Origin of the sequence: Legionella jamestowniensis (assembly GCF_001467745.1) — a bacterium.
Taxonomy (GTDB): Bacteria; Pseudomonadota; Gammaproteobacteria; order Legionellales; family Legionellaceae; genus Tatlockia; species Tatlockia jamestowniensis.
The window spans coordinates 12624-27549 of the sequence record NZ_LNYG01000008.1; the positions used below are offsets into that span (position 1 = coordinate 12624).

Genomic DNA, 14926 nt, shown 5'->3' on the forward strand with positions numbered 1-14926 from the left:
AAGGATCTCCTGAATGTGGGTAACTTGCTTATAATTTGATATTTTAAATGACTGGTGTGACTGCGTTGCCCTTGGTTTTTTCCTTGTTTTCCTGCGTATCCTCATGAATGATTGTACTCCCATATTCCTGCGTATCCTCATGAATGACTGTGCTTCCATATTTCTCAGAAGATTCCGATTTATCTTTGGTTTTTTCTTCTTGAGTAATTGTCTTATTTTTCGTCGCAACCACCCTAGAGGCAGAATTCTCCGACTTTTTCTCTGGGCTCTTATTTTTAGGTTTATCTTTCACTGGGGGTATTTCTTGCAGTTTTTTTAGCTTTTGATATGAATCAGAAGAGTCGTCATAAAAAGATAACAATGGCGTCAATAAATCATCACCATTCAATAATTTTTTACTTGAACTTGTTGAAAGATTGGATAAAAGAAAATGCGTTATTTTAAGATCAGGATGCGTTTCCAAGTCTGTTCGTGTAATTCTGTTTGGAATAGATTTTATATGTAGCCAAGCCAAGACCTTTTCAAAAAACCAAGCTTGATTGTAATTATGGGAAGAAATGTTCGCTTTTAAATAACCGAAACTAGCATTCTTAAATTCAGCAAAACTTGTTTTTAGTCGTTGAGGTTTCTTTTCAAAAGAGGACTCCAAATATTTTTTTAAATATCCTACAATCTCGTTTAACTCTTTTTCATGTTTTGCCGTTAGGGTTTGTGCTTTCCACGCCGTGGTAAGTTTTCTAATGCGAATAGTTTCCAGATAAGGTTCGTAATTTTTTTCAACCTGATTGATAGTTTTATGCAACAGTCTTGCTGCGAGGGTGTCTTTACTTTGCTGAGCTAAGAGATGGTTTCCTTCTTCAATGGCTTGATAAATACTGGCGATGCGTTCTTCGTCCGTGGAGTCATCTGCTGATAATGCGTGAAGGGTACTGATTCTGTCGGCATATTCACAATAAGAGATAGCATCAACTGTTTTGACTTTAAATAGTTGCAGCAACAGAGCTTCAACATCGTGATCCAAAAATTCCAATGCCTTACCAAAGGGTTTAAGTAAACCGTCTAAAGCGGTTTGCTCAATATTTTCTGATTGCATTAAATTTTTAATTTTTTGATTCACAGCAAAGGGATCAAAGCCTGCGGTTGCTTCGAGTTCTTTTAGAAACGCTTCTGTAGGTAACATCAGTTGTTCAGGAGCTAACAGGGTATGAAATACATCTAGGCCAATGCGTTTAGTAGGTATATTTCTGGTTAAAGCATCACTTAAGATAACCAAATTTCCATAAGCAATATCATTTGCTGAATTAAAAGTCGATAAATTCACCCGAACAAGATTATCACGTGTCCGCCCATTCAGTAAAAAAGATTTTAAGGCTAGCCCTATTTGAAATGACATAAAAGGAATGGCATCCAACTCTGTCTTGGCTGCGCGAGAACTAATTCGCGTTTGGCTACTATTTACAAATTTTACAAACTCAGGAGGTGAAAATAAGATACTTGTTCGCAAGCTGCTTGCTAACAATTTTTGATTATTGGTTATGGCTTTGCGATCACTAATGAGCAGTTTGTCGTTATCCACTAAAAAGTTGGATAACTTAATATCAGGATGATAAAAGCCTAGTTGCATTAGTTCTACACAAAACGCACTAAGCTGAGAAAAATAGAGCTGTGCTTTTTCAGCAATGACTTTAGGCTCTTTGGCAATATTTTTCGCAACCTGTTTTAAATTTCCCTGTCTGGCAAATTGGCTGATTGCGACAGGGTTATAGATGGAAAACCCTTCACGATTACTTTGTTGCTTGGTAAAAGTCGCATAATCATCGATAAAAAATCGGGCTATTACATTTGATTGGAGCCACTGTTCATTGGCCGCGTTATTGCGATCTTCTTGACGAATGACTAATTGAATGGCTTTTTCTCCTGTTTCAGTAGAGTCTTTTTTAATCTCAGCAGAAGACGCTTTCTTCTTTTCAGTGAAAAGAGTAAACAGCAGATTTTCATTGTTGACTTGTCCTCGAAGTGATTCGAAATCATATTCGTCAAAATTTTGTTCGAATTTTTCTTGTATAAGATCAATGGCTGTATAAGAAAGAGTAAATAAGTTCATTTGCTCTATGATGTATTCATTCAGCTCATACGAGGTGTCAACGAGGGTAAATAGATCATTATGAATTTCCCATAGTTCTTGGCAAAGCTCCGCTAGTTGAGTATCAACACCATCTTCATTTTTTATCAGCCGTGCTAAAAGCAGATAACGCTTGGTTAAAAGTTCATAGAGTGCGCTTCTGTCTTTTTCAAACTTTTCTATTGAATACTGCGCTTCAGTAAAATTTTGGCTTGATTTTTTTTCAGCTTTCTCAGGATTAAGCTGTTGGTAAGCAGTTGCGTATTGAACAGCTTTAAGTAAAATAGATGCATCTGCATGGATACCGTAACTTTGCAGGACTTGCTGTAATCCTTTTTCTTCGGAGCGAGGCTTTCCTTCAGGATGGAACATGTCCTGATTGCGCCAAGCGTATATTGCTTCTTTCAATCCATAATTGGGTAGTTTTGAAGGTTGTTTAAAAAATTCTTTTTCACAATTATCGACAATTGCTTTAGAGTACATATCAATTTGTTGTAAGTACATGAGTTTCATCAACTCATCTTGTGTTGCATTAAATTGATCGATCAAGGTTGATAGTTTTAAGTACTCGGCTTTTTGAGCAATCGCTTCAGAAGCAGTAGGTTTAAGAAGCATAACACCACATAAGAAATAAACAATTTGTACATAATATCACTTTGATTAAATTTGTACAATGCGACAATAGAATGAACTTTATAACGGTTTTGTATAAATGGTGTGTTTTTTTAATTAATAAAAATATAAACAGATTTCTTTTCAAACTGTTAAAGCTGTGAAAGGATGATTATTTTTGAATAGCATGAATGCAAAGTCTTATTTAGAAACCTCTCGTTATCCATTATTTCGTTTATTAAACTATATGAAGGGCGACCGCAGCGCTTACCTCGCTGCAACCCTGTTTTCAATATTAAATAAATTGTTTGATATTTTTCCCGAAGTTTTAATTGGGGGAGCAGTAGATGTTGTTGTTAATCGTGAGCATTCATGGTTGGCCAAGCTTACAGGTTATCCTAACATGTTGCTTCAATTAGTTCTTCTCGGTGCCCTTACTTTTATTGCCTGGAGTTTGGAGTCTGTTTTTCAATATCTCTATAGTGTTAAATGGAGAAATTTAGCACAAGCAGTAGAACATCGATTAAGAATGGAAACCTATCAACATATCCAATCGGCACGTATGGAAGATATTGATAAAACTGCGATTGGTCAATTGATAGCGACAATCAATGACGACATTAATCAGCTGGAACGTTTTTTAGAAGATGGTATCAATCAGATTATTCAAATTGTTTCATCAACAATATTAATTGGAATCATTTTCCTTTTGTGCTCTCCACTGATCACTGTATTTTCTATCTTGCCCATCCCTTTTATTTTACTAGGCGCTTTTTATTTTCAGCATAAGTTGGAACCTAAGTTTTTAAAAGTGCGCGAAAAGGCAGCTAATATTTCGGCTGCTTTGGCTAATAATTTAACGGGTCTTCTCACCATAAAAAGTTACACGGCAGAAAAATTTGAGGCACGGCGTATCGAAGAATTAAGTCGCAATTATCAGCAGGCTAACCGTGAAACTATTTTGATTAGTTCAATGGTTACCCCTGTCATTCGTATTATGATTTTGACAGGTTTTTTATTTACTTTATTGATAGGGGGGTACCAAACGATTCATGGTGAAATGAATGTAGGGGTATTTAGCTTATTGGTTTTTTTATCGCAGCGGCTCTTATGGCCATTTTCCTATTTGGCTGATGTCACCGTTAATTTCCAAAGGGCAATGGCGTCAACAACCAGGGCTTTAAATTTATTAACCTGGGAAAAGGAAGTGAATAAAAAGGATAAAACAGCCGGACAGTCCACTACAAAGGAAGGCTTGCTAATAACTCATTTGTCATTTACTTACCCAGAAACAAATCAGGCCGTATTCGAAGATTTTAATATTGCTATTAAAAAAAATCAGACAGTAGCTTTTGTTGGCGAGTCAGGTTCAGGCAAAAGCACACTCATTAAATTATTATGCCGCTTTTATCATCCTCAACAAGGGGCTATTTATTGGGATGGTCAAAGTATAGATAGTTATGAGCTTTCCGCTTGGCGTCAGCAAATCGCATTAGTTAGCCAGGATATTTTTCTTTTTGAAGGCACAATTGCCCAAAATATTGCCTATGCGAAAGTGGGGGCAAAGCTTGAGGATATCCGGCATGCCGCCCGCATCGCCGGGGCTGAAAAATTTATTGAGAAGTTGCCACAAGGGTATGACTCCTATGTAGGGCAACGAGGAAGTTACTTATCTGGGGGACAAAGGCAACGAATAGCCATTGCGCGAGCAGTGTTGAAAAATGCGCCACTACTTATTTTGGATGAAGCCACCTCTGCAGTAGACAATGACACTGAGCTAGCAATTCAACAAGCTTTGGCAACAATTTCCCACAATAAAACCACCATAATCATTGCCCATCGTCTTTCTACCGTCACTGGGGCTGATGTGATTTATGTGCTTGATAAAGGCAAAATTATTGAGCAGGGCAACCATCAACAGTTGATTGCCGAGCCTACCTATTATCATTATTTGTGGAATATCCAAACAGGGGACGTTAATACCTCTATTCAGAAAAAGAACTAATGCTTACTCTTCTTTTCTAAGTTGAGCTAATTTTAATTTTTTTAAAAGACAAATATAAAACCAACCTATATCAAATTCATTTTTTCTGTAAGAAAATTTTGCCGAAGCAGGGTCATGATGATGATTATTGTGTAATTCTTCTCCTGAGATAAGAATACCCCAGCGTGTTAGATTATGAGAATTATCTTGGGTTTTAAAATTACGATAGCCGCAATGATGACCTAATCCATTAATAAAGGCTGTTTGAGCCAAAATTTGAAAAATCATCTGCAGATTCCACAGGACTACCCCCCACACACCAAAGAGGATAATTTCCAGGAGTAAAAAATAAAAGGGGCCCATCCTGGATTTATAAAGATAGGTTTCCAGCAAATCGTTGTCATTGACATAGCCGTATTTTTCAATTGTTTCGGGTATTTTTGCTTGGTTATAAATTTCTGCTCCCTTCAAAAACATGTTAATTAAACCATGATTTAAAGGGCTATGAGGATCTGAAGCTTGATCGGGAGCCTGATGATGAGCACGGTGTATAGCCACCCATTCTGATCTCACAATTCCCGTGGTTAAAAAAAGCCAAAAACGGAAAAAATGTCTTATCCAGGGATGAAATTCCACTGCTCGGTGAGTTTGACTTCGATGTAAATAGATGGAGATGGCTATCATTGTAAAATGGCAACTTATAATGAAAAACACAAGTTTACCAATCCAGCCTAGAGGGACTAAACCTTCAATAAAAAAAGTGGGAGCCCAAAAGAAGCAATAAATCCAATAAACAGTGACTACAGATAATATCAACATGGCTTGTTGACTATGAAGTTTTGTTTTTAAAAATGAAAATTTGAGCATGAGGTACACCTTAAATCATTTGATGAGAATGGATTAAGTCCTTTTAAAGAAGTTAAAGAGGTAAATAAAAGGATAGTACAAAAATTATTCAAAAGAGTGGTTTGCCTGATTTTTTTATACCGAATCAGTGACTTCTTTTACTTTTTGTAGAAACAATTTTTTTTTTCTGAGACACTTAATTTTTTATAAGAAGTGATTGATTTGGGAGAAATGCATGAAAATAATAGTGATAGGGGCATCTGGAACAATAGGTCAAGCCATTGTTAATGAATTGCAGCCTCGCCACGAAATCATCACTGCTGGTTTTAGTACCGGCGACATTCATGTAGACATTACTGATAAAACGTCAATCGAAATCATGTTTAAAAAAATTCAGCATGTGGACGCAGTGGTTCTTGCCACAGGCAGTGTACATTTTGATGATTTTATGCAGATGCATGAAGAGGAGTTTAATATAGGTCTGAAAAGTAAATTAATGGGGCAAGTGAATACTGTCTTAATTGGTCGTCATTACATCAATGATGGAGGCTCCTTTACTTTAACCAGTGGTATTTTAAGCCATGACCCTATCCGTTCAGGGGCGTCTGCTTCGATGGTTAATGGTGCTTTGGATTCTTTCGTCATTGCTGCTGCGATAGAAATGCCCAGAAAGCAACGAATTAATTGCATAAGTCCAACTGTAATTACAGAATCAATGGAAAAATATGCGCCTTACTTTCGCGGTTATGAATCTGTCAGTGCTGCCTGTGTTGCCTTGGCTTACAGCAAAAGCGTGGAAGGTTTACAAACTGGAAAAATCTATCAGGTTAAATAAAAAATAGCCTTAAACATTATTTTAGATTATGAAATATGAATATTTGGATTGATGGGGATGCCTGCCCTAAGGTAATTAAGCAAATTTTATTTCGTGCAGCTGTGAAGCGTCGGGTATTGGTCATCATTGTGGCGAATCACTTAGCGATCACTCCTTCTTCACCTTTCATTAAGAAAGTGCAAGTAGAATCAGGATTTGACAAGGCAGATAAATACATTGTCTCGCATATAAAGACTGGCGATTTAGTGATTACAGCGGATATTATTTTGGCTGACGAGGTGATTACAAAAGACGCGCTTGCACTTAGTCCACGAGGTATGTTGTTTACTCCTAACAATATCAAGCCAATCCTAACGATGCGGCATTTGAATGAATCACTGAGAGAGACCGGCCTCATACGCGGAGGATTAGAGACTATCAGTGCAAAAGAAGTTCAAAATTTTTCAAATCATTTAGATAGAATTATTACTTCTTCACAAAATTAGGTTAATAGCTGTTGTATTAAAATTTGTTTTTTCTTTTAAACTCTACGGAGAGCAGATTGTATATAATAAGTGGAAGCACTTTTAGACTAGACTGTACTAATTAAAACTTAGAATTTATTTGTAACCAACTTCTATAAACCCTTGTCCAATCTCTCATTGTATTCTAACTCAATAAAATGTAAAATATATTACCATTAAGTGCTTTATTTTTCCTTTTAATGTCTTTTATATTTAATAATTTTCCAAGCCCCCGCCTATTTTCTCAGCAACACTTTCGTGTTTCTTATTCTCTTTTACCTGCAATTCGAAGACTATTATCAAATTGTATCTCTACTGATTCATTTAACGTACTTAGCGTGGCCTGTGGTACTGCCTTAGAAGTGTCTACTCTCGAATTATTGGCCAGATCTAGAGACTGGAAATTTAATTATGTGGGCTGTGATATCAACAAAAGTGATTTAAAGTTCAACTCTCATCTTTTGAAGAAAACAGCCCCCAATGTACATCAACATTACATTCATTCTGATATGGCTAGTGCTCCTCCAATCCCATTGATTTCAGGGGCTAGTTGTATTCTTTGGCGCCATCCAGAATTTTTAAGTGATCATCCTGAAGTGCCTAGAACATTGATCCTGGATATGTGCCAAATTTTGTGGAATATTCTAAAAAATAAAGAGCGCCATGTTCCTATCTTAATTACTTGTTATGATCCGCATGAGATGATGCTAGTTTTAGAACTCGTGCAACAATTCTGTGAAGATGACCTTCAATATAGTTTAACGATTGATGAACAAAATGGACGAGCATCTTGGCAAAACCCAATTATTGACCCTAAAGATCTAGACCCTTTGTTCAATATAAATCATCAAGATCAATGTCAATTGGTAATTACTCAGTGTCAGTCTAAAAGCCTTAACGTTAATCGGGATCTCTTTATTACAGCCTTAGCGAAGGCCTTCGAAAGTATTCTGCCAAAACTACAAAACCAGCCATCAATTCTTTTAAAACATTTAGAAATGCCGACTCTTGAAGTGTTGAGGGACGCTGTTGTGTATTTGAATAATCAAATCCGAGATTCGTTAAATCCCTTTATTAGGAGAGGGGGGCTATGTTCGGTTCTTATTGACGACTATCAACAATCTAACCAAATTCAGCCATTAAGCTATTAGGTATTACTTATTATTCCATACGGCTTAAGGTTAGTCGATCGATGCAAGATAATCATCATTAAACACATAAAAAATTGTACTATATTTAAATTAAGCGGTCACAAAGAGAGCGATATGCCTACAGTAATTAGTCCTTCCCAGGCATTGCTATTATTGATTGATAAATATTCGAATAGCCCTTTAATCTTAGAACAATTAAAAAAATGGTATATTGGAGGTATCAAACCTGCAGATCACTCTCAATTTGCCGATTATCTTAAAGATCCACTGTTTAGCAAATATCAGGTTTCAATGGATTCTCGAGTGATAAATGATGATACTACGCGACGATACTTTGAAACTCACTTAGCTTATCGAACAATTAAAGATCAAATAGATAAAATCTCAATTAAAAGCTTGCAAAAACACTTTAAAAATTTAAAAGAAAGTTTACCAAAAGTGGAGGAGCACCCAGATAACAAAAAATTAATAGCTTCATTGATTGCATTAGAAGGAGAAATTCCTGATTTTGAAGACGATACAGTCAAAGAATATGCTACCTATATTAAGAGAATAAATAATGGGGAGCTTTTCAATATTGATACTCAGACGGATACATTGAGAAAAGAATATTTTTCCGATCCGACACTGCAGAAACTTCAGCATTTCTTCGATGATGAAAACAAAGATAGGACTTTTACGCCGCAGCAAAGAGATAAGATAAAACTCATAGTGCAAATCGCTTTTCTTGGCGTCATCAGTGCTTGGAATAGACAGGACCTGCCACTTAATATTTATCACCATGGCATATTTGCCAATGAAAATAGAGGTAAAGTTCCTAAGGTAGACCCTGAGAGAAGAAAAGATAATAAGCAAAGCTCCACCAGAAATTCAGCATTGGGGTTATTACGGGGAGAGAATCCTATTCCTAGGGATGACATAGCCTTTGCAATGACGGGAGATGCCCCTTCCTATTTAAAACCCTCTGATCAGGCTGCATTTGATGAAGAGGCACAGTGGGTACAAAGTAATTATGAGTTGCTGGTTCATCCCTTCTCTAATGCCATATCGGGTACTATGTTATGCCAATTGAGAAACTTAGTTGATTTGAGAAACAAAGGCTGGGGGATATTCACATCCTCACGTGAAGAATTTAATCAATTTAGTCGCTTATTCACTGTCGTGATGCTATATGGAAGTGGTGGCCACAGTTTGCTTGAATTTATTGCCCCACTTGATGTACAGGAAGTAAAAGATGAATTTCCAGCCTTATTAATAAGTGATAAACCAATTACTTTAGAATCAATGTTTTATACTGAAAACCAAAATGCTTTTAATGCAGCCTTAAATGAGACAATCCACTATAACAAAGAAATTTTAAAACGAAGAGAAATGCTACAAGAGATTGATAGGAATATTGATGGACACAAACTTGAAAGAGATAAAGAGAAACTTTTTCATGAATGTATGGAGAGTCGAGTAAAAAAACTCTTCTTTGCATTAAGTAAGCAACAAGTTGCAATGAGTTTTTTTGAGGGCATTGAAAATGATTTGAAAGAGAAAAAAGCCGATATACTTCGTTCTATTCAGCTCGAAGATTATAATAATCTACGTCCACTTATTATGGCATCAATCGATGTGGTAATTTCTGCAGCAGAAAAAAATATTATTAAAATCATTACGGATAAAAGAATAAATGAGTTTGATGTTATTGCAAGTGAAAAATTAGCTGAGCTTCGTCCAGAAATATCTGAAACAACTATTGATCGAATTAAATCTGATTTACAAAGACAAAGAGATAAGATGCTTAATGGCACCCCACTTATAGATGAGGATAAATTTCATCCTCAAGTGGAGGAATGTATCAATAAAACAGTGTATATCTCTTGTGAAATTGAAAGTATCCACAAAGAACTGGAGAAATTAGAAGCACACATTAATAGGAATCCTAGTTTTTTGAATTCTAGGGTAAGATCTATGGGTACAAGTAAACTAAAAGAAATTATGCAAAAACAGGAAAAAATAAAAGAAATAAAGGCTTTATTAAGCAATCCACACGAAAGTAATCCAGCAATCCGATTGGCTGATGCTAAAGCAGAATTTACCAGAAGCGAAGCTATGTTAGCCAAGCATTCTGGTAAATCCATCGATCTATTATTTCTCAAATTCAAAAGCATCATTAAAACTGATGAAGAAAAACAATTTTCTGAAATAAAAGAAAAATTTCAAGGTGCAAGGCTTTAGCCGGTGTACTAGAAAGTTATTTTCTGCTAGTTAAGCGAATATGAATATCATCGGTCTAAGCGTAGCAATAACTGATTTTTTTTAGTGAGAACAATTGGTATTTTCTTTCGAATTATTTACCAGTTTATCAGAAGAATTTTTTTTCTTTGATAAGAATCCGAACCAACTATTTTGGAATGACGATAATTTACTAAATGGGTTGTAAGTTGCATCCCAAGGATAAAAACAAGTCATGTCATTGAAGTAACACAGTTGAGGTTCGGCTAACTTCATGGGCATAGTAATTGAATTAATTACTGAGCTAATGTTTTGTTTAATTTCGTTTTCAAGTTGATCCGCTACGGCCTCGGATATTTCTTTATTGGGCCGTAAGTAAGCTAATGTCATATGAAAGACATAGGGTACTTTTTTTTCAAGGTTGAGTGTTTTTGCTACGTCCCTAATTTGCTTTTCTTGTTCCTCTGGCAATACAAAATGAATAGATAAACTCCAGGCTATATTTATTTTCATTTTTTCTATTGATGGGCATATTCGATTTGTTTGCAGTTCTTGTATTATTTTTCTATTTTCGGATAAATTTTGTGAAATAAATTCATTCCATGAATCGCCAATTCCTTCTTTAGTCTGCAAATCCATCATAGTCATGTGATAACTTTCAGCCGGAAGAAGAGAAAAATATTCTTTAATTAAAGAGCTGCCTTCTAAAGCAGCATGAATGGCAGAACAAAGCTCCCTATGGGTAGGGTAAAGGGATGACACTACAGTTATCCCCGGAAAATATCCAAAATTTCCTGCTTCATCGATTTTGCAGAGTGGTCTCGCGCTAGAATTAGGGTTTTTAGATTTGAACATTGTATTCTGTTGCATAAAATATATTGCGCAATTTTAGCACAAACCAATTGAGAATTAAATAGTAATGGCCTTTTTACCTGTTTAGAGTCGATTTATCCCTATATGTAATATATAAAAAAGTATGCCTATAACTAAACAGTATTCATAATAATGAATAGTTGTTTTAGAATTAGAAGTTAAAGCATAAGGATAAGTTAAAATTAAGGGATTAGATGGATATAAACAATTTACATTTTATTTTAACTATTATACAAAAAAGTGTATCTTTATGCGGAGTCTTAGTCATTTTAACCGGTGTATTAATCGCTCTAGGACGTTACATCCATTATACAATCTCATCACTATCCAGTATTGGCTCCCCTCTTAGTATCAATACCATCAGGTTAAGTTTAGGCCGTGTATTAATTCTTGGATTGGAGTTTATTGTTGCAGCTGATTTAATAGGTACCACCACTGCACCCGATTACTATACAGTAGGCATCGTTGCTATCATTGTGGTCATTCGAATTATATTGAGTTACGCCTTAAACAGAGAAATTAATTCTATAGACCAGAAGGAAAATGACAAAATTAGCTAGCGTATTACTTAATAGTCAAGAAGGGGTGGAAAATCGAATAGGGTAAAGATGGCTTGAAAAATGAGATACTCAGCCACTTCCCACAGGAGAGAAGTGGAATAAGTTGATTTACAACAATACCTATCAAGTTAAGTTAGATTTGCTTTTTTACGCTCAGGGAAAATATCCTTAAATTGCAAATGTTGACTCGCCTCCAAGGCTATATTTCGTCGTTTTGCAAATCCTCCAAGTTTATAAATTAAAATTGGTCCTACAAAGCTAATAAGGCCCATAGCAAATGCAATTTTATAGGTCGGGTCATTATTTAAAACCAGAAAAATTAAACAGATTAACATCAAAGTGATGGCAACAATTCCTGTATAAGGAGAGCCTGGCGTTTTATAACTTAAGTCATCAACAGTATAACCTGCTTTATACAAACGTTTTCGGAAGTTTATTTGTGCCCAACAGAGGGATATCCATGCGGTAGCACCAGTAAATCCTGAAACAAGTAATAAGGCGATGTAGAGCATCGATTGGCCAAAGAAATAGCCTGCTGCCAATAATACCCAGATGGCAAGTAATGTTACAATGCCGGCATTTTGTGGAACAGCATTGCGATTGAGTTTACTAAGTTTATGTGGCGCCATGCCATTGCGTGCCAAGGCATTCAACGAACGCACAATCCCATAGACCCCGGAGTTTGAACATGAAAGTGTGGCTGTTAAAGTGACAAAACTGGTCGCAGCCCCTGCCCATTTCAAGCCATAATAATTCAGTGCATCCGCAAAAACGGAATTGGCAAGGCCTGCTTTTTGCCAAGGAAAAATAAGAACAAGACAAAAAACAGGAATAATATAAATGAATAGAATTCGAAATGTTACTGTGCGAATGGCTCGTGGTATCATCCGTGCAGGATTAATGGACTCTCCGGCTGCAAGGCCAATAATCTCCGAACCTTGATAATTCACGAGTAATAACACCATGGCAGTGAGTAACACTGTAGGACCGTTGGGGAAGAGGCCTCCCTGGTCAAAAATGTACTTTCCGCCAATAATACCACCTGGTTGGGGGCCATGAATGATCCCGAAGAAGATCAAAATAGAGAGAGCCACAAACCCCATGAGTGCCATAATCTTGATAATGGCTAACCAAAACTCAATTTCACCAAAGGTCCCTACCTTAGCAATATTAATGTAGGTAATGATTAAGCCAAAACCTACGGCCCATATATAACCATTAATGCCTGTAAAATGTTGCATGATTATCCCACCAGCAATACATTCCGCAGGTATATAGGCAACCCAACTAATCCAATAGGACCAGCCAACACCGCATGCGATGGTGGGTGAAATAAAATCAGCAGTGTAGGTTATAAAAGAACCTGAGATGGGGATGGCAACGGCTAATTCACCCATGCAAAGCATGGTGAGATAAATAATTAACCCCCCTAAAATATAGGCAATAAAGACAGACGGACCTACTTGATTGACCACTTCACCAGTTCCAAGAAAGTAACCGGAACCTATGATTCCGCCCAGAGCAATTAATTGAACGTGACGGTCTTTAAGTCCGCGTCGGTAGCCGCCATCACTGATTGGAACGGCATCATCTTTTTTGTGCTTAGTCACTGACTGTTTGATCTCTCAAAAAATAAAGCATTAATGGGTGAAAAATTGTATAATATTTTTGTATTTTGTCTATTAATTTCTATATGAAATTGAAACAAAGTGAGATTTTTATAAGAAAAAAGATAAGAACGCAAGATTTATTTTTGAGAGAAAGTAGTAATCATTAAAAATTCTCAAATTACTCAAATTATTACGTGTTTTATACAGTGATTTTACTGCTATTTCTGGCATTAAAACTAGCATTTTAACCATTGAAAAATTTGTTTCCAGGATAAAGATGAAGATAATAGAGAGCAAACGTCTAATCATTCGTGAGTGGCTCGAGACTGATTATCCATTGTTTATTGAGATGAACGCTGATGCTCAGGTTATGCAGTATTTTCCTGCTATTCTAAGTGAAAAAGAAACAATGGCCATGCTTGCCCGCATTCATGCTCATATCCAGCAGCATGGATTTGGGCTGTGGGCTGCAGAATTGAAAGAAACCGCTGAATTTATAGGGTTTATAGGTCTGAATATACCTTCTTTTTCTGCTCATTTTTCTCCTTGTGTTGAAATTGGTTGGCGTTTGTCTCCTCGTTTTTGGGGAAAAGGTTTGGCCATTGAGGGCGCAAAGGCTGTACTCGCTTATGGTTTTAAACAATTAGGATTAAAAGAAATCGTTTCCTTTACGACTATCACGAATGTGCGCTCTCAGCGGGTAATGCAAAAAATAGGGATGACTTGTGACGGAAAAGATAATTTTTGCCATCCAAATCTTCCGTTGAAGCATCCTTTATCACCACATGTCCTCTATCGCATTACCTCAAAATTTTCCAATACATAAGGTTGGTAAGGTTGTATTTTCGAGTAAGAACCTGGGACAAACTTATTTTGTGCTACCAGACGTTTAATCAAATCAGAGGTTTTAAGCAAACTTAGTTGTTAATTTAGACTGAAATGGGCCCCGCGGTCTTCGCCGCGGGGATTCGGGAAAGGTCTTTTTTTTATAAAGTCGAGGTTAGTAATCTGTTTCTTAACTTCTTGAATAATTGACTCTACGATCTCATTTCTAAAAAGGAATGCAGCAGTACAAGAGAGAATGTAGTATAAGACTGTACTAGACTTTATGGAAAAATACTATCGAATCCCCGCGGCGAAGACCGCGGGGTCCATTCACTGAACTATTTCGTGGTATAAATCTTTCCATTCTGGATTATTTTTTTGAATAAGATCGATTTTCCATTGTCGTTTCCATTCCTTTAATCTCTTTTCTCGAGCAGCAGACAACGAGATATCATTAAACATTTCGTAATACACAAGGTTGGTAACGTTGTATTTTTGAGTAAAACCTGGGACAAACTTATTTTTGTGCTCCCAGACACGTCTGATCAAATCAGAGGTTAATCCAATATACAATGTACCATTGTACTTGCTCGCGAGAATATACACATAACTCTCCTTCATTTGAACTTGCCTCTATTCCATTACAAGGGTTTACTCTATTGAAAAACAGCGATACTGTAAACTCATTATCGATGGACCCCGCGGTCTTCGCCGCGGGGATTCGGAAAAGTTTTCGCCGCGGGGATTCGGAAAAGTTTTCGCCGCGGGGATTCGGAAAAGTTTTC

The 14926-nt window shown here is 36.5% G+C and carries 12 protein-coding genes; 7 read left to right on the forward strand and 5 right to left on the reverse strand.

Features of this window, described 5'->3' with window-relative positions:
* Positions 1-43: 43 nt before the first annotated feature.
* Positions 44-2737 carry a protein kinase family protein gene (locus Ljam_RS02085; RefSeq protein WP_058448484.1) on the reverse strand — a complete coding sequence of 898 codons (2694 nt, stop codon included), beginning with the start codon at positions 2735-2737 and terminating at the stop codon, positions 44-46.
* A 184-nt stretch (positions 2738-2921) separates the two neighbouring features.
* On the opposite strand from Ljam_RS02085, the gene Ljam_RS02090 reads away from it, so the two are divergent.
* On the forward strand, positions 2922-4739 hold the full coding sequence (locus Ljam_RS02090) for an ABC transporter ATP-binding protein (RefSeq protein WP_082651554.1): 1818 nt from the start codon (positions 2922-2924) through the stop codon (positions 4737-4739).
* A 3-nt stretch (positions 4740-4742) separates the two neighbouring features.
* Here the strand turns inward: Ljam_RS02090 and Ljam_RS02095 are convergent, their stop codons facing one another.
* Positions 4743-5585 (reverse strand): acyl-CoA desaturase, encoded by an 843-nt coding sequence (locus Ljam_RS02095; protein WP_058448485.1) that lies wholly within the window; start codon positions 5583-5585, stop codon positions 4743-4745.
* Positions 5586-5799: 214 nt separating this feature from the next.
* Between Ljam_RS02095 and Ljam_RS02100 the strand changes: the two genes are divergently transcribed.
* The 4 genes from Ljam_RS02100 (at position 5800) to Ljam_RS02115 (ending at position 10276) form a co-directional block, all read left to right on the forward strand.
* Positions 5800-6399: a short chain dehydrogenase gene (locus Ljam_RS02100; protein WP_058448486.1), complete on the forward strand. Its 600-nt coding sequence runs from the start codon at positions 5800-5802 to the stop codon at positions 6397-6399.
* A 35-nt stretch (positions 6400-6434) separates the two neighbouring features.
* Positions 6435-6884 carry a YaiI/YqxD family protein gene (locus Ljam_RS02105; RefSeq protein WP_058448487.1) on the forward strand — a complete coding sequence of 150 codons (450 nt, stop codon included), beginning with the start codon at positions 6435-6437 and terminating at the stop codon, positions 6882-6884.
* Between the two features lie 218 nt (positions 6885-7102).
* Positions 7103-8053 (forward strand): hypothetical protein, encoded by a 951-nt coding sequence (locus Ljam_RS02110; protein ID WP_058448488.1) that lies wholly within the window; start codon positions 7103-7105, stop codon positions 8051-8053.
* Positions 8054-8167: 114 nt separating this feature from the next.
* Complete coding sequence (locus tag Ljam_RS02115) at positions 8168-10276, forward strand: hypothetical protein (protein WP_058448489.1); 2109 nt, start codon at positions 8168-8170, stop codon at positions 10274-10276.
* A gap of 81 nt (positions 10277-10357) precedes the next feature.
* On the opposite strand, the gene Ljam_RS02120 is transcribed toward Ljam_RS02115, so the two are convergent.
* Positions 10358-11143, reverse strand: a complete 786-nt coding sequence (locus Ljam_RS02120) for a DUF1868 domain-containing protein (protein WP_082651555.1) — start codon at positions 11141-11143, stop codon at positions 10358-10360.
* Between the two features lie 197 nt (positions 11144-11340).
* On the opposite strand from Ljam_RS02120, the gene Ljam_RS02125 reads away from it, so the two are divergent.
* Positions 11341-11706 (forward strand): DUF1622 domain-containing protein, encoded by a 366-nt coding sequence (locus tag Ljam_RS02125; protein WP_058448491.1) that lies wholly within the window; start codon positions 11341-11343, stop codon positions 11704-11706.
* Between the two features lie 128 nt (positions 11707-11834).
* Here Ljam_RS02125 and Ljam_RS02130 read toward each other — a convergent pair whose 3' ends face one another.
* Positions 11835-13316, reverse strand: a complete 1482-nt coding sequence (locus Ljam_RS02130) for an amino acid permease (protein ID WP_058448492.1) — start codon at positions 13314-13316, stop codon at positions 11835-11837.
* A gap of 277 nt (positions 13317-13593) precedes the next feature.
* On the opposite strand from Ljam_RS02130, the gene Ljam_RS02135 reads away from it, so the two are divergent.
* Positions 13594-14142, forward strand: a complete 549-nt coding sequence (locus Ljam_RS02135; RefSeq protein WP_058448493.1) for a GNAT family N-acetyltransferase — start codon at positions 13594-13596, stop codon at positions 14140-14142.
* Between the two features lie 329 nt (positions 14143-14471).
* Here the strand turns inward: Ljam_RS02135 and Ljam_RS02140 are convergent, their stop codons facing one another.
* Positions 14472-14762 carry a GIY-YIG nuclease family protein gene (locus Ljam_RS02140; RefSeq protein WP_058448494.1) on the reverse strand — a complete coding sequence of 97 codons (291 nt, stop codon included), beginning with the start codon at positions 14760-14762 and terminating at the stop codon, positions 14472-14474.
* Positions 14763-14926 lie beyond the last annotated feature (164 nt).